At 44.2% G+C, this 15,938-nt stretch carries 20 protein-coding genes; 3 read left to right on the top strand and 17 right to left on the bottom strand.

The window, feature by feature from the left end:
- The 5 genes from GQ359_RS08645 to GQ359_RS08625 form a co-directional block, all read right to left on the bottom strand.
- Complete coding sequence (locus tag GQ359_RS08645) at positions 1 to 1,191, bottom strand: ABC transporter permease (protein WP_215386710.1); 1,191 nt, start codon at positions 1,189 to 1,191, stop codon at positions 1 to 3.
- Positions 1,188 to 2,345 carry an efflux RND transporter periplasmic adaptor subunit gene (locus tag GQ359_RS08640; RefSeq protein ID WP_251367864.1) on the bottom strand — a complete coding sequence of 386 codons (1,158 nt, stop codon included), beginning with the start codon at positions 2,343 to 2,345 and terminating at the stop codon, positions 1,188 to 1,190. The genes GQ359_RS08645 and GQ359_RS08640 overlap by 4 nt, the downstream gene beginning before the upstream one ends.
- Positions 2,346 to 2,606: 261 nt before the next feature.
- Positions 2,607 to 3,221: a class I SAM-dependent methyltransferase gene (locus GQ359_RS08635; RefSeq protein ID WP_215386708.1), complete on the bottom strand. Its 615-nt coding sequence runs from the start codon at positions 3,219 to 3,221 to the stop codon at positions 2,607 to 2,609.
- A gap of 3 nt (positions 3,222 to 3,224) precedes the next feature.
- Complete coding sequence (locus GQ359_RS08630) at positions 3,225 to 3,680, bottom strand: rhodanese-like domain-containing protein (protein ID WP_062309688.1); 456 nt, start codon at positions 3,678 to 3,680, stop codon at positions 3,225 to 3,227.
- On the bottom strand, positions 3,681 to 4,106 hold the full coding sequence (locus GQ359_RS08625) for a hypothetical protein (protein ID WP_062309686.1): 426 nt from the start codon (positions 4,104 to 4,106) through the stop codon (positions 3,681 to 3,683).
- Between the two features lie 34 nt (positions 4,107 to 4,140).
- On the opposite strand from GQ359_RS08625, the gene GQ359_RS08620 reads away from it, so the two are divergent.
- The 3 genes from GQ359_RS08620 (at position 4,141) to GQ359_RS08610 (ending at position 6,075) form a co-directional block, all read left to right on the top strand.
- Complete coding sequence (locus tag GQ359_RS08620; protein ID WP_215386705.1) at positions 4,141 to 4,821, top strand: metalloregulator ArsR/SmtB family transcription factor; 681 nt, start codon at positions 4,141 to 4,143, stop codon at positions 4,819 to 4,821.
- A gap of 3 nt (positions 4,822 to 4,824) precedes the next feature.
- Positions 4,825 to 5,634, top strand: a complete 810-nt coding sequence (locus tag GQ359_RS08615) for an energy transducer TonB (RefSeq protein WP_215386703.1) — start codon at positions 4,825 to 4,827, stop codon at positions 5,632 to 5,634.
- A 90-nt stretch (positions 5,635 to 5,724) separates the two neighbouring features.
- Positions 5,725 to 6,075, top strand: coding sequence for a DUF3147 family protein (locus GQ359_RS08610; protein ID WP_215387954.1), 351 nt, complete (start codon positions 5,725 to 5,727; stop codon positions 6,073 to 6,075).
- A 132-nt stretch (positions 6,076 to 6,207) separates the two neighbouring features.
- Here GQ359_RS08610 and GQ359_RS08605 read toward each other — a convergent pair whose 3' ends face one another.
- The 12 genes from GQ359_RS08605 to GQ359_RS08550 all read right to left on the bottom strand — a co-directional run bounded on the left by GQ359_RS08605 (position 6,208) and on the right by GQ359_RS08550 (position 15,916).
- The gene (locus GQ359_RS08605) at positions 6,208 to 6,438 is read right to left on the bottom strand and encodes a DUF2789 family protein (RefSeq protein WP_062310083.1); all 231 of its coding nucleotides are present in this window, start codon (positions 6,436 to 6,438) and stop codon (positions 6,208 to 6,210) included.
- Positions 6,439 to 6,440: 2 nt separating this feature from the next.
- On the bottom strand, positions 6,441 to 8,789 hold the full coding sequence (locus tag GQ359_RS08600; protein ID WP_215386701.1) for a heavy metal translocating P-type ATPase: 2,349 nt from the start codon (positions 8,787 to 8,789) through the stop codon (positions 6,441 to 6,443).
- A gap of 17 nt (positions 8,790 to 8,806) precedes the next feature.
- Complete coding sequence (locus GQ359_RS08595; RefSeq protein ID WP_015421812.1) at positions 8,807 to 9,307, bottom strand: TPM domain-containing protein; 501 nt, start codon at positions 9,305 to 9,307, stop codon at positions 8,807 to 8,809.
- A gap of 2 nt (positions 9,308 to 9,309) precedes the next feature.
- Positions 9,310 to 10,173: a YgcG family protein gene (locus tag GQ359_RS08590; RefSeq protein WP_370624743.1), complete on the bottom strand. Its 864-nt coding sequence runs from the start codon at positions 10,171 to 10,173 to the stop codon at positions 9,310 to 9,312.
- Between the two features lie 14 nt (positions 10,174 to 10,187).
- Positions 10,188 to 10,790 (bottom strand): LemA family protein, encoded by a 603-nt coding sequence (locus tag GQ359_RS08585; RefSeq protein WP_215386697.1) that lies wholly within the window; start codon positions 10,788 to 10,790, stop codon positions 10,188 to 10,190.
- 87 nt (positions 10,791 to 10,877) lie between these two features.
- Positions 10,878 to 11,138, bottom strand: coding sequence for a heavy-metal-associated domain-containing protein (locus GQ359_RS08580; protein WP_215386695.1), 261 nt, complete (start codon positions 11,136 to 11,138; stop codon positions 10,878 to 10,880).
- A gap of 2 nt (positions 11,139 to 11,140) precedes the next feature.
- Positions 11,141 to 11,395, bottom strand: coding sequence for a copper-binding protein (locus GQ359_RS08575; RefSeq protein WP_251367863.1), 255 nt, complete (start codon positions 11,393 to 11,395; stop codon positions 11,141 to 11,143).
- Positions 11,396 to 11,459: 64 nt separating this feature from the next.
- A complete protein-coding gene (locus GQ359_RS08570) occupies positions 11,460 to 11,927 on the bottom strand; it encodes a DUF411 domain-containing protein (protein ID WP_215386693.1) in 468 nt (155 codons plus the stop codon).
- Entirely contained in the window at positions 11,908 to 12,414 is a 507-nt protein-coding gene (locus GQ359_RS08565; RefSeq protein ID WP_215387952.1) for a plastocyanin/azurin family copper-binding protein, read from the bottom strand. Before GQ359_RS08565 ends, GQ359_RS08570 begins: the two co-directional genes overlap by 20 nt.
- A 326-nt stretch (positions 12,415 to 12,740) precedes the next feature.
- Positions 12,741 to 14,153 (bottom strand): multicopper oxidase family protein, encoded by a 1,413-nt coding sequence (locus GQ359_RS08560; protein WP_215386691.1) that lies wholly within the window; start codon positions 14,151 to 14,153, stop codon positions 12,741 to 12,743.
- 12 nt (positions 14,154 to 14,165) lie between these two features.
- Positions 14,166 to 15,599, bottom strand: a complete 1,434-nt coding sequence (locus tag GQ359_RS08555; RefSeq protein ID WP_215387951.1) for a TolC family protein — start codon at positions 15,597 to 15,599, stop codon at positions 14,166 to 14,168.
- Positions 15,599 to 15,916 carry a hypothetical protein gene (locus GQ359_RS08550; protein WP_215386689.1) on the bottom strand — a complete coding sequence of 106 codons (318 nt, stop codon included), beginning with the start codon at positions 15,914 to 15,916 and terminating at the stop codon, positions 15,599 to 15,601. The genes GQ359_RS08555 and GQ359_RS08550 overlap by 1 nt, the downstream gene beginning before the upstream one ends.
- Positions 15,917 to 15,938: the final 22 nt, after the last annotated feature.

Raw genomic sequence — 15,938 nt, 5'->3', positions numbered from 1 at the left:
TCAGCCTCCAATTGCTTGGGCGGGATCTACCAGCAAAGCAGCTCTAATCGCCAAGGTACTAGCTAAAGCGCATATGACCATCACTAAAATGAATCCGATGATTGCGTCTACAGGCTCTAATAAAACATACTTTGGAAACAGCGGCGCCCAAAAAGTAGCAGAAGTTTTTCCCACAACAAAACCAATTAACCCCAAGCCAAGGGCTTGCTGCAGAATCATGCTGCCAATAGTACTATTTTGAGTGCCAATCAATTTCAACACGGCAATCTCCCTAATCTTTCCTAGGGTCATGGTGTAGATAATGAAAGCCACAATGGCAGCGCTTACTACCGCCAAGATCACTAGAAACATACCAATTTGTTTTGCGGAATTTGCGATCAACTTGGCAACAAGGATTTCTTCCATCTGCGCCCTTGTATACACCTCAAGATGTTTCCAGCGACGGATTGGTTTGGCTACTTCCTCTGGACTACTGCCGGATTGGATTTGAACAAGGATGGCATTAACGCTGTGATTGGTAGATTGCGATGCTGTAATGGCATCTAATAAGCCAGGAATAGGGCGATTCAAACTGGGATTGGCTACGTTTCTGGCACGATCATTCAGAATCGCATCGTTGTCCTTTAAAAATTGCGCCTCTTGTGCGTCTTTAATGGGAATGAATACCATGGGATCGCCACCCGATGAGACCATACGGCGAGTTAAACCCACCACCCGATACTGATGGCGCTTAATTTGAATGAGGTCGTTTAGCTCAAACCCCGTTTTAACATCCGCCAATGCTTCATAGTGTGACTGAACAATATGTCGACCGGAAATCAAATAGGCCGGCTCACCAAGCTGCCCACTTTCTACCCCAACCACCATGACTCGAGTATCACTTTGTCCTTTACGAACCTGCATTGTGAGATAGGTAATGTTAGCTGCGCGTGCAACGCCTGGCATTCCCAGCACACCTCTTACATAGTCATCTCGAATGCTGGATGCTTCAGCATAAGGGCCTTGGGTATCTTTTTGTACCACCCAAAGATCTGCACCACTATTGTTTAGTAGGGCCATGGCATCATCCACCATGCCTCGATATACCCCTGCCATTGTTAGAGTGACACCGATTAGCAGTCCAAGACCCAATCCCGTTAGAGCAAACTTACCCCAAGAATGCGCAATGTCACGACCCGCTAGGCTAATCACGGTGATTTCTTCAATAAAGAATCAACTACCTTAATGCGCTGCCCTTCTTTAATTTCAGCATCGCTATAGAGAACAACTTCATCACCACTCTTAAGTCCACTCAGAATAACCACTTGACCATTTAAGCCGTTTTGTCCAATTTGTACCCGAGCAAAGTGGGGCTTGCCATCTTTGAGTACCCATACCCCAGTTTCATCACCCCTCTTTTTAATGCTTGCGTTGGGCAAGCTAAGGCCATATTCACTGGGGGCTAATTGCAATGTTACTTCTGCCATCTCTCCAATTGAAACAGTCTTAGGCATATCTATCATTTCAATTTGGGCGATGCGTTCTTCTGCAACGCTATCACTGAGCATCTCAACGCGAACTACCTTGCCCGAGATTGGGTGATGTGGATTAGAGCGCAATATCACATTTGCATCTAAGCCAACGGCTAATCCCATTGACTTACCTTGGTCAAAACGCGTCTTAATCCATAGGCTCGTTGGGTCGATTAACTTTAAAACTGCCTGACCAGCAATAACGGTTGAGCCTGGCTCGGCATCCCTAGATGTAATGATCCCATCTACTGGAGCCCTTAATTTAATATTAAGCTCTTGTTGTTTAAGCCCAGCCAAATCAGCGGTCGTTTTTTGAACAATCGCTTTTGCTGAATTGAGCTCTTGTGACTTTCCTTCAACAACAATTGGACTAATAAAATTCTTATTACCCAATTCAACATAACGCTTATGCGTTTCTGAAGCTAGTAGTAAACGTGCCTTTGCATCAGTCACTTGTGCCTGAGCAGCAACCATTTTCTGGCTCAAATCAATAGAATCCATCTCGGCAAGTAATTGCCCCTCTTTAACCAAATTACCCACATCCACATACACATTTAAAACGCGTCCAGCAACTACCGGCCCCATCAAATACGCCCGCCTGGCTTCAACTGTTCCTACCCCGAATAGCGTAGGTGCAAGCGATTGGTCGCTGACTTTAATGGTCGTCACTTTAGTAGAGGCTAAGGGACCAGAATTTAGAACAACAAATCCAAATACGACTAATAAAAATGTGAGTGTGAGACCCATCAGTAATTGACGACGGGTAATGTCCAATTCACGCATTCGGAGCAGCAGTGAACTAAAAAGTTCTTTTAATTTAATGGTGGTATTCATTTTTTTGAGCCATTAATGTACTTGAATAAAAGATGCCTACCTTTTGATCATGCTCCCTTTAGTTGTTTAAGGGGTGATTTAATTACCTATTACGATGGAAATCAACGCAATCGTTATTAATCTCTAATATTGATCTTTTTGTACTACTTAGAGCTATCATACACTATATATTTTTATATAGTGTATGATAGCCTAAACAACAAACTTGTTACATCGAACGATCCCTACTTGGGTAAAAAAAATATCTAAGCTAAGTGCAGCCTATTCCATCCTACAAAAGCAATACAAGAACTGTTGCGTAGTGCCCATTGGAGTTTGATGTAGCTCTGTTGAGCTATCAATTAGCTTGAATGTCTTGCCAAACTGCCCATGAAGATTTTCTGAGTCATAGCGAACAACATCTAATCCGCTACATTTCTCAGGGCCCTCGGGTCCAAAGGTGGACATAATCACATAGCCACCATGCTTCACTGAACGCATCACTTGTTCTACATATCTTGCTCGTTGTGCTTCTTCAGTTAGAAAATGAAAGACGGCTCTATCGTGCCAAACATCAAAATAGCCTTGAGGTAATGTTGCTTGCGTAATATCAGCGCAGTACCAGTGAACCTGAACAGCCCGCTTGCCAATACGATCTCTAGCTACATCAATTGCTTTTTGAGAAATATCTAAAACGCTGATGTCCTCATAACCCTCAGACAAAAGGTCGTCAACTAGCGTAGATTCGCCACCACCAATATCAATAATGACGGCATCTTTACTGTGTGCTGCTTGATGAATAAGACTGAGGGATGTATCAAGGTGTGGCGCATACCAACTCACCGCATCCGGTGCCTTGTCGCCGTAGACCTTCTCCCAGTGTTCTTTTTTGTTCATTTGCTAGTGCTTAGGTTGTTTGTTAACAGCCTTCTTGTAAGCATCCATGCCACCTTTAGTTTTCCACTCTTCATAGCCACCTTGAAGAATGCGCAAATTCTCATAGCCAGCAACACGCAAAGCAAAGCCTGCCTGAGCTGAGAGACTGCCGGTATTACAGTAGATTAAGACAGGCTTGTTCTTAGGAATCTTATCCTTTTGTGCCAAGACTTGGCGCCACTCAATGTTGACTGCTCCAGGAATATGGCTCTTATCAAACTGAGCCTTATCTCTAGCATCAATCACCATCATCTTCTTATATTCTTCTGCGGGTATCTGCTCAGGAAATATCGTAGCACCGCCATAGTCCACAAACTCAAGATAACCCGCCATCTCATCAACAGCAATAGCTTTGTTATCAGCAAATGTAGGGCTTGCTATGAATGATGTGAGCGCAAGCGCAATGAATAGTTTTCTCATTTATTTCCCAGTCTTAATAGTTGATTTGAACTTATCGAATTCAGGTCTGACGCTATCGTTAAATAACTTACCTTGCTTCTTCTGCTTGGTGGTTCCCTCTAACTCCAGAATGTCCGCAATGATTTGATAGCTCACCATGCCATTGTGAGCGCCACCACTTGCCGCTATGTTTTGTCCGTTGTACCAAACTGAAGGAGCTGGCGTTAATGGCGGAACGGCTGTTTGGGGCAGAACCAAAATTGGTAGTCGATACGCATTAGCAATTTCTGCGGCAATTTGAACATTGGTGTTACATCTGGTCCCAGGAGGATCTTGATTAATGAATACCAAGGCTTTTTGCCCGTTAATCTCTAGCGGGACAGGGCTGTTAGCAAGAACGCTTAATGAGAACAAAGAGATAATGACCCCCACGAGCTTTTTAAGCATTTACATCCTCACTTATATTCAATAAAATCATTGAATGATTATGCCTAAACAAAAATCTACTTTCAAGCAAAAACTTTTCGAGCAATTCGCCAAACTCGGGAAAGCCCTTGGCTCAGAAGTGCGCTTAGAGCTGATTGAACTGATTATTCAGTGCCCTACAGCTGTTGAAGACCTAGCTAAAAAGGTTAAGCTGCCAATTGCCAATGTATCGCAACATCTACAAGTACTTAAACAAGTAGGCATTGTGAATACGATCAGACAAGGTAAATCCATTGTTTATGAGATAGCGGACTCAGATGTCATTGATTTGTTCTTAAAGCTACAAGGTGTTGGACAGCGCCACATTGAAGAAGTCGATAGCCTCGTCAATAAGTACCTCACCTCGCGAGATAGCTTAGAAGGCATGCCAGTTAATCAAGTACTTAAATTAGCCAAGCGTGGAGAAATCACGCTTTTAGATGTGCGGCCTAGTGAAGAGTACGCTCACTCCCATCTTGAAGGGGCACTCAATATCACCCTTGAGGAATTAGAAGAGAGATTGGGGGATTTTCCAAAATCTAAAACGATTGTCGCTTACTGTAGGGGCACGTACTGCGTACTATCTTATGAAGCTGTAAAGCGCCTCAGAGAAAAAGGATTTAAGGCAGTACGAGCAGAAGATGGCATACCCAATTGGCTCAATATGAATTTGAAGCTAGCTAAACAAGACGAGTAGTGATTGTTCCGTCTTAATCGCCTTATTCAAACGCCACAGTCTGCTTTTAAGTCGGCGCTTGTCGTCTCTTTAGCTTTACATGTCTGCTTTCTACTTTTATGGGCTCCATCAACAGTAAAGCCGCTAAAAACAGTTAAAGAAGATGTCGTTGTTATCAAACTGAACGAGCCGCAAGAAAAGCAAGAGCCCGTCAACATCCAGAAGAATCAGACGCTCACAAAGAAGGCCCCAGCAACACAAGCAGCTCCAAATGCCCCAACAGCAGAGGAATGGGCTTTTGCCTCAACCTACACATTAAAAAATAGTAAAGGCTACAGACACACCTGGGGCAAGCAAGTGCGTAGCATGATGGGAACAGCTGTTGAAGGTGCCGATCAAGGGCAGGTGAGATTCAGAATCGAGATTGCTCCAAATGGAAGCATCACTAAAGTTGAAACACTCTGGAAGACATCTGATAAGGCTGAAGCCCTTGCTCGTAAAGCAATTTATTCAATGCCACCGCCACCACCCACGCCAACTGGTAAACCCCTCATCTTTGAAAAGACAATTTCGTTTACGCCATTTGCCACTGATGACACGCCAATTTATAGCGATGACTGTTTACCTGATCCTCCATCATTTAATAATCCCTTTGCTTGGGATGGCAAATCGCCACAAGAGATAAAACAAAATAAGCCTGCCGAAAAACTCAGTCCTGAAGCATTAGCAGAGTGCCTCAAACAATTACCTCAGGATTCTATTGAAGGTGTGGCCGCTCATAATCAGCGACAGCTAGATCAATGGGGGTCAAGCAATCTAAATCAAAGAAAGTAGTTCACGTACATACGTCTATGCGCATATATTTGTAATGTCGTTTTAAACGATATTCCTATAATGGGGCAAGCAAAAACACTTAAGGCGTCTATGGCTTGGATTATTACTAAGTATCTCCTAACAGCAGGGATGGTTGTATTCATTTCTGAAGTTGCAAAGCGAAGCGATCGACTGGGTGGCTTTATTGCGGCATTGCCCTTGATGACGCTTTTAACTCTGGTGTGGTTGTATGTTGAAAACCAGCCCGAGGAAAAGATAGCCAATCATGCCTATTACACCTTTTGGTATGTGATTCCAACATTGCCAATGTTTCTATTGTTTCCACTGCTACTTCCAAAGTTAGGATTTTGGCTAACGATGGGGGCTTGCGTAGTGGCAACAGTCATCTGCTTTGGCCTATTTGCCTTGATGATGAAGGGCTTTGGAATTAATCTGCTATAGGCAATGGCATTTATTGGCCGATTTGAGACTTTGAAGTTGATTCCTGCAACTAGTCTCTTCTCGACGGTGATCTCAACCCATCAATTCAATAATCCGAGTACGCTAACTCTCACCCAAAACTGAGCGACCTGCTTAACGTAAGTCTTTATTTAACTGATCCACAATCTCGGCCCAATCAGCATCTAAAAGCAACTCATCACGAAGAAGCCTTGCTTGAGATGGTGTCCAGAATGGTGCATCAGCTAATTCAATCGCTTCATCTAAAGGCGCATGCCGATCAATGAACGCCTTAATACTATTACCATCAGAAGGTAGTCCTAATTGAAGGAATAGCTCAGAGAACGGATGAAATGACTTTTCCATGATTAATTTCTCCTTAAACGTAACGCATTTGTAATGACCGAGGCTGAGCTCAAGCTCATGGCAAGTGCAGCAATTAATGGTGAGAGTAACCATCCAGTGAAAGGATATAAGAGACCAGCAGCAATAGGAATGCCCAGTGCGTTATAAAGAAACGCAAACACTAGGTTTTGCTTCATATTGCCTACCGTATCGTCTGAAAGCGACTTAGCAATCGCAATACCTCTGAGATCACCTTTAACTAAAGTAATTTGGGCGCTATTCATAGCAACGTCAGTACCGGTGCCCATAGCAATACCAACATTGGCTTTTGCTAAAGCTGGAGCATCATTGATGCCATCACCTGCCATTGCAACAAGCCGACCTTCATTTTGTAGTCGAGTTACCAATTCGAGCTTATCTGCTGGCTTAACCTCTCCATAGACCTCTTCAATCCCAAGGCGCTTGCCAACAGATTGAGCAGTTGTTAATCCATCTCCAGTTGCCATCACAATTCGCAATCCCGCCTCTCTTAAGGTTTGCAAAGCCTCTGGCGTAGTAGCCTTAATAGGATCAGAGACAGCTAAAAGTCCAGCAAGCTTTCCGTTGATAGCTAAATGCATCACGCTAGCGCCTTCAGAGCGGAGCTCCTCTGCTTGGGCTTTCAAAATATCAACAGAAACTCCCAGCTTATCCATCAATGCAGTATTACCCAACGCCAAATGAAACAAGCCAACGCTACCTTGAACTCCAATTCCTGAACTTGATTCAAAGTTTTCGGGTTTCTCTAATGGCAAATTGCGGTCTCTTGCGGCGCGAACAATTGCATCGGCAAGGGGATGCTCACTGCCCTGATCAAGACTTGCTGCAAGCTTTAAGACCTCATTACCATCAAAGCTGGGCGCAGGAATAACTCTATCAAAAATTGGCTTACCCTCTGTTAAGGTGCCTGTTTTATCAATAATGAGGGTGTTCACCTTACGAAGATTTTCAATGGCCGCAGCGTCGCGGAACAAAATTCCCTTTGTCGCCCCTTTACCAGTAGCAACCATAATCGACATTGGCGTGGCAAGACCTAGTGCACAAGGGCAAGCAATGATTAATACCGAAACCGCATTGATTAAACCAAAGACCCAACTTGGTTCGGGGCCAAAGATCCCCCAAATGAAAAAAGTCAGTAAAGCTATCGCTACAACCGTTACGACAAAATATCCCGCAACAATATCTGCCATTCGCTGCATTGGTGCTCTGGAGCGTTGGGCTTGAGCTACCATTTGCACAATTTGAGCCAGCATGGTTGATGAACCAACACGCTCGGCTTTAATAATCAATGCGCCATTGGTATTCATCGTTGCTCCAATCACACGATCACCGATACGCTTAGTAACTGGCAATGGCTCCCCGGTAAGCATGGATTCATCAAGCGCACTAGAGCCTTCAACAATGACGCCATCAACAGGCACTTTTTCACCTGGGCGCACCCTCAATAAGTCTTCAATATGAACATTTGATAAAGGAATATCTTCCTCAGATCCATCGCCCTTAATTCTTCTAGCTGTTTTAGGCGCTAAGCCCAGCAAGGATTTAATTGCCGCAGAAGTTTGTGAACGTGCCTTTAGTTCCAACACCTGACCAAGCAGAGTCAATGAAATAATGACGGCGGCTGCCTCAAAATACACACCAATCCTGCCCATAGACATAAAGGAAGCAGGAAATACTTGTGGAGCTACCGTAGCAACAACGCTATACAAAAATGCAGCACCTGTTCCCAATCCAATCAAAGTCCACATATTTGGACTGCGATTGGCTATGGATTGCCAGCCTCGATGAAAGAATGGCCATCCTGCCCATATAACAATTGGTAAGGATAGGAATAATTCAACCCAGGTTTGGGTTTGAGACTCTAGTAGATTAAGTTTATGGCCAAACATCGCAAGGACAGTCACCACTGTCGTCAAAGGCAGCGTCCACCAAAATCGTCTTTGAAAATCAACTAATTCTGGATTTTCTTCTTCCTCTAATTCAGGCAACAGAGGCTCTAAACTCATTCCACAAATTGGGCAATTACCTGGTTGATTCTGCCGAATTTGCGGATGCATGGGGCAGGTATAAATTGTGCCGGCCACCGAAGCAGGCGACTCTGAGTCCTTTAGTCCCCCATCTAGATACTTGCTGGGCGCTCCAATAAATTTTTCTTTACAACCATTGCTGCAAAAATAATACGCAATATTCTTAAGCGAGTAACTATGCTTAGACTGAGAAGTGACCGTCATCCCACAAACAGGATCCTTCAAGGAATTTTCATCTGAAGAATGTTCGTGATGGGAGTGATCGTGTCCATGCTCATGATGATTGTTCTCATTGTGCTTACTCATTGCAAATCCTTGTTTACCTAATTCATTAAAACTGGCGTATCTGGGATTTCATTATCTGAAGATGATTTACCTGGGAATTGACTTTGCAATAGTTGACTCACCATTTCAATTCCAGACAAAATGCCAGCCTGATATTCATTGAGCGCAAATTTGGATTCGATCTCATGACAAATAACATCCCACGCACTGGCATCCGCATTTGAATGAATGCCTCTATCGGCAATTATCTCTACAGCATGATCGGCTAATAAAATATAAATGAGCACCCCATTATTGTGCTCGGTATCCCAAACTCTGAGATTGGTAAAGACTTCAATTGCACGATCTCTAGGGCTTAAGTCTTTTAACAAGGCAAGCGTATCCAGGGCACCTTCCACGGCAAAACAGATTTGACCCGAATGTTGAGCCTCACTATCTCGAATCGCATTTGTTATTGCGGCAAGATCTTCCTTGGAAAAGCATTTCTCTACCTTGCGACTATGAGACCAGAGATGTTTTATTAATCGATTCATATTCATGCTTACCATCTCCCCGAGGAGCCACCGCCACCAAAGCCGCCACCGCCACCACTAAATCCACCACCTCCACCATGGCCTCCACTGCTATAGCCACCAAAGCCATGTCTACCCAACCCCATTCCGGATAGAGCAACGACCAATGCCACAACACCGGCAATTAAGGCCATAGAAAACGCACCGAACATAAACCAGGCGATAAGAGCTACAAATCCTCCAGTAACTAGGGATCCAGGTAACCTGCCGAGCATCGATCGTAAGATTCCACCAAGCACTAAAGCCACAATAAAAATGATTGGTAAAAACGAACGAATATCCCCGGGGTCACGCATTTCTGTATTAGTTGGGTTTGGCGCTGGTAACGCCTCACCATCAACCACGCTAATCACAGCGTTTAGGCCATCCGTAATGCCGCCATAAAAATCCTGCTGTTTGAAACGGGGCACAATGATTTGGTCGATGATTCGCTTGCTAGTTGCATCAGTTAATACACCTTCAAGGCCGTAACCCACCTCAATCCGAAGTGCTCTATCAGCCTTAGCAATAATCAGAATCGCACCATCATCGACTTTTTTGCGCCCAATCTTCCATTGCTCCGCTACGCGAATTGCATATTGCTCAATTGACTCAGGAGCGGTAGATTGCAGCATCAAGACGACAATCTGACTACCCTTTTGAGCCTCAAAGTTACTTAAGGTTTGATCTAGAGAGCTGACCTGAGCCGGTGTAAGAGTGCCCGTTTGATCAATTACTCGCCCCGATAAAGCCGGTACCGCCTGCTGCGCCACAGAAAACTGAGGCAAGCAAAGCAGCGCCAAAACCGATAGTAAAGCTAAGAGACGTTTGGGGAACTGGAAAAAACGGGTCACGGAAGATACTCCAATTATTTCGCTGCTGGCGTATCAAATGAAACACTAGGAGGAGAAGCCAGCTCTTTCTCATTCTCAACAGTAAAGTTAGCCTTAGCCTTATAGCCAAACATCATTGCTGTTAAGTTAGATGGGAATGAGCGAATCGTGACGTTGTAATCCTGTACAGATTTAATGTAACGATTACGAGCAACTGTAATGCGATTTTCAGTGCCCTCTAGTTGCGCTTGCAAATCTCTAAACCCTTGATTTGCTCGTAAGCTCGGGTAATTTTCTGAAACGACTAATAGTCTGGATAAAGCCGAAGTGAGCTGTCCTTGCGCTTGCTGGAATTTCTGAAAAGCTTCTGGGTTGTTTACCAAATCAGGAGTAGCTTGAATTGAGGTCGCTTTAGATCTAGCCTCTACAACCTTAGTTAGAGTATCTTGCTCAAACTTAGCTTCGCCTTTGACCGTGCTTACTAGATTAGGAATCAGGTCGGCTCTACGCTGATATTGATTCAATACCTCAGACCAGCTAGAAGTTACCTGCTCATCTTGGGACTGAATTTGGTTATACCCACAACCTGATAACAATACCGCTGCTATTGCCAACAGACCGATAAGATATTTACGCATTTGTTACTCCTTTACTTAATTGAAGTTTGAGTCTTTAAGAACAGTCACCTTTTTAGATGTCTAAAAAATTGGGAATTAAAGAGAGTGTTAACCACAACAGCAACCACTAGATTTTTTCTGTGGCACTTGAACGCTTCCGTCAAGATACAATGAAGATGGATAACCATCCTCATTAAGCGCATAAATCAAATCATCACTCTTCCGGCTCGTCCTATCTAAATGAACTTTGCCGTTTTGCAAGTCAACATGGATATTAGAAACGCCATCTAAAGATTCAAGCGCCTTGGTAACGTGTTTGACACAAGAGCCACAGGTCATGCCGGCCACATTTAAATGAATTTGACTCATATTCAGTCTCCTTTTTTTAATTCGATGACATACAGCTTTCCACCTTCGCTTGATGCTACGAATTCCACTTGGTCCCCAGACTTAAGACCATTTAAAAGAGTTTTGTTTTTCACGTTAAAAATCATGGTCATTGGGGGCATATCTAAATTCTTGATTTCCTCGTGACGAATGGTGACTTTGCCTTGCTCCAAATCAACTTTGCGTACCTGACCAGCCGTATATGCACCAGTAGATTGGGCGCTTGCTACATGAGTCAAGATTACTCCTGATAGTAGAAAAATAACACTCAAATATTTTTTTAGATTGTTCATAATTGAATTCCTATCGATAAGATTGATAAATTTGGGATTGACCATTTTTGGAGATCAATAAAACGTCATAAGGATCTTTTCTAGATCCATACTCAGGACCATCCATTCCTGGAGAGCCTATGGGCATCGCTGGTACAGCAATCCCTACAGCATTGGGCTTCTCAGCTAATAAACGCTTAATTTCTCTCGCTGGGACATGACCTTCGATTGCATAACCATCAATGACTGCGGTATGGCAAGACCCAAACTGAATGGGCATACCCATCTTCTTTCTAATCTGGTCATTGCCATCGCTGATCACTTTAGTAGCAAAGCCATTTTTCTCAACATACGAAATCCAATCCTTGCAACAGCCACAAGTTGGACTCTTCCATACTGTGATCAATGGTTTTTCACTGACAGCACGGGATGCAAACGGCACTAGCACCAATCCCATTGCTATAGCCCTTCTTGTTAAATTAATGTTGATGGGAGCCATGGCCGTCCCCTTTCTGTTCTGGTGAAGCAGATTTAGGTCCAGCTACCGAAATTGATCCTTTCATTCCTGCATCGTAATGGCCTGGTTGTAGGCATGCAAATTGCACTTTTCCAGATTTCGTAAATTGCCAAATAATTTCACCTGTTTGACCAGCGCCTAAGGTAACCATGTTTGGCTCGGCATGCTCCATTTCTGGAAACTTCATCATCTGCTTGTAGTGCTCTTGTAGCTCTTGATCTGTACCAAGCACCATTTCATGTTTTGTTTTACCCAGATTCTTGACTACAAAGTGGATAGTTTCGCCTTGCTTGACTTGAATACTGCTAGGATTAAATCTCATGTTGTCTGTCATGCGAACTCTAATTGTTCGATTTACTTTGGCTGCAATACCCGGCTGTCCAACACTAGAATTTTCGCTGGCATGATCATGACCACCACTAGCGCCATGGTCATGAGACATTGCGCCCATGCCACCCATAGCCCCCATGCCTGCGCCTGATCCCTGCATCTTGTCATGCATCGCCTTACATTGACTAGCACTCATCTCAGGATGCATTTGTTGGCACATTGCCACCCTTTGTTCAGGAGTCATTTTTGCCATATTCTCGTGCATCGCCTTACATTGATCAGGACTCATTTCAGGATGCATTTTTTGACACATCGCTGCCATTGGATCTTGGTTCATGGCCCCTTGATTCATCATCCCCATACCGCCAGGTTGTGTTGCACCTTGCGCAAACACCAAACTAGATGCTGCCATCGCAATTGCTGCCAATGTAAATTGAATATTTTTCATTTTGTTTTCCTTAATTATTAATGTCCAGAATGCCCATTGGGCTTTCTTACTTGCACTTCGATTTCTTTTGTAGAGCTTGGTCTTGTTGATTGCATAGGTTTTGCAGCATTTAGTTGCGTTGGAGCTGCAGGTAATGCGCCTTTGTAAGCCTCTGCCACCGTACCAGCCGGATGCTTATACCAACCCGGATCTGCATAATCGCCAGGCTTTTGATCCTTACGTACTTTTAATACGCTAAACATACCGCCCATCTCTACCGACCCAAAAGGACCCATACCCGTCATCATGCGAGCCGTGTTATCGGGAATAGGCATTTCCATTTCAGACATATCACCCATACCCCTTTCACCCATCACCATATAGTCAGGTATCAGACTGTTGATCTTCTTGCCAACCCCCCGATGATCAACGCCAATCATGGTGGGGAGGTTATGCCCCATTGCATTCATGGTGTGGTGGCTCTTATGGCAATGGATCGCCCAGTCACCCTCTTCATCTGCAAGAAATTCAATTTGCCGCATCTGCCCAACAGCCACGTCAGTGGTTACCTCAGGCCAACGAGCAGTTTTTGGAACAGGGCCTCCATCAGTGCCTGTGACCGAAAACTCATGCCCATGAAGATGAATTGGATGATTGGTCATTGTTAAGTTTCCTACTCTGATTCGGACCTTGTCATTTAGGGCGACATTCAAAGAATCTATGCCAGGAAAAACGCGGCTATTCCAGCTCCATATATTGAAGTCAACCATCGTGGCTACTTTTGGTGTGTAACTACCAGGATCAATGTCATATGAGCTCAATAAAAAACAAAAGTCCCTATTAACATCATCAATAAGTGGATTTTGATCTTTAGGATGCGTAATCCACATACCCATCATTCCCATTGCCATCTGCGTCATTTCATCGGCATGGGGGTGGTACATGAAAGTCCCCGGGCGGCGAGCAACAAACTCGTACATAAAGGTTTTTCCCGGCGGAATACCTTTTTGAGTTAAACCTGTTACACCATCCATACCATTTGGTAATCTTTGGCCATGCCAATGCACTGAAGTCTGCTCTGGTAACCGGTTAGTAACAAATATCCGAACTCGATCACCTTCCACCACTTCGATTGTTGGCCCAGGGCTTTGACCGTTGTAACCCCATAGGTGCGCCTTAAATCCAGGAGTCATTTCTCGCACTACTGGCTCAGCGACTAAATGAAACTCTTTAACGCCTTCATTCATTCTCCAGGGCAATGTCCAGCCATTTAAGGTAACAACTGGATTGTATGGGCGACCTGTACTAGGTGTTAATGGTGGCATCGTATTAGCGTTTACCTGCGTCACTAATTCTGGGGCACCAGATAAGGCATAGCGGCCAACTGCTGCAACCGCGACAGCACCGCCAGCAATACCGGCATATTTAAAAAAATCTCTTCTTGAACTCATTATTTTTCCTTATCAATGTCCGGCAGGGTTTGCTAACATCCCCGCCCCAGTAACGCTAGGCACCTGGAGTATTGTTGGTCTGCCAATTAAGGAGGACTGCAAAGCAGCATCTGTTAACCAAAATTGTTGCTGAGCATTAATTGCTGCAATTACTGCAGAGACCTGATCTCTTGAGTCGGCAATCAACTCAAAGACACCAATAATCATGCCGTTATAGCGAAGCTGACTTTCTTCAGCGATGGCTTTGCGTACAGGTATTACTTCTTTTCGATAGTGTTGGGATATGTCGTATGCAGTTCGATAGGCCGAGTAAGTCTCCCTCAAATTGGAACTAGCGTTTCGAGTAACGCCCTCTAGCCGATTAAATGCGGCTAAAGTTTGGGCATTCATAGCATCCCTACTCATATTTCCCCAATCGAAAATTGGTAGTCGAATCGAGATTTCATAACCCTGCTTTGGAGTGCTCTCACCAGATGCTGAATCAAATTTAGTGCCGCGATTAAAGCCCAATTCAATATCGGTAAAACTGGTGATGTTGTTAAGCCCCTGGGCCTTTGCTGCTGCCTCTAAAGTCACTGTAGCCAAGCGAATGTCTAGCCGCTCCACGCCAGCTTGCTGCGCAATAAATTCGGTGTTTGGTGGTTGCTTAGGCAGATCAGGTAAACGATTGGGCAATTTGAGTTCTTTTGCCTGAGCTTCACTTAAGCCAAGGGCACGAACAAGCTCCTCCCTACGACTTACTGAAGTCTGTTTTGCATTAGCAAACTGCGTAGCCGAGTCTGCATAAAAAGCCTGCTGCCTTGCACGAGTAATCTTATTAAGATTACCTACTGCTTCCATGCGCCTTGCTAGCTCAGCACTTGCTTCTGCACCTCGAAAAACTTGATCGGCATATTTTAGGGATTGCTCTGCTGCAACTGCACGAACCCAAGCCTGGCGAACCAAAGTAACTTGATCAATGATTTCGGTAGTTAAACGCAATTGAGCTTGTTCAATTCGCTTATCAGCTATTCCTTTGCGTTGAGGCAAAGTAATCAGATCTAATAATCCAAATACAAACCAGCGATTAAATTCGATCTCTGGACTAGTAACCATTCGCTCAAAAGCAAAATAAGGATTAGACATTCTGCCTGCTTGGGCAGCAGACGCTGCTTCAGACCAATTCTGGGCAATAAGTGCTTGAACGGCTGGACTATTAATCAAGGCAAGCTGAACAGCATCGCTTTGATTTAAATTCTTAGCCAGCAGTTCCTGAGCTCTACCCTGAAGAACATCACGCTCATCTGACGATTTTGCTAAAACAACCTGGCCATTAGTAAATTTACTCGAATCCAGATTCGTTTTTTGTAAGGCCTCATCAATATTGACGCTAGCGCATCCAGTAAGAGCACTCACGAATAAGATTGATACGAGTTTGTATCGCTTAGCGAAAGGAATGGTCATCATCATTTAACCCCCTCGTGATGATTTCTTGAATGCCCTTCGCTTGTTGGCGCCGTATCAGCCTGAGCAGCTTCTTTGGCATACACTTTCCATCCACCGATCTTTTGGACGGTAGCGTTAGCCTGCTTCCAAGGAATGATCTCCTCTTCCGAATAAGGCTGATAATTTTTAAATACTGACGTGTACTGCAGCGACTCGGCAATAAACTTTGCCGAAGAACCATTTACCGCCGCATCTTGCGCCGATGCAACTGGACTACCTAGTAATGTGAGCGCCAATAGAAACATTCCATTGCCCCACATGCATTTAAATATGCTCATAATTTCTCCAATAGACAAACGT

Source organism: Polynucleobacter sp. AM-7D1, from assembly GCF_018688455.1.
Lineage (GTDB): Bacteria > Pseudomonadota > Gammaproteobacteria > Burkholderiales > Burkholderiaceae > Polynucleobacter.
Note: the sequence above shows the minus strand (reverse complement) of the source record. Positions and strands in the feature narration are given on the sequence as shown.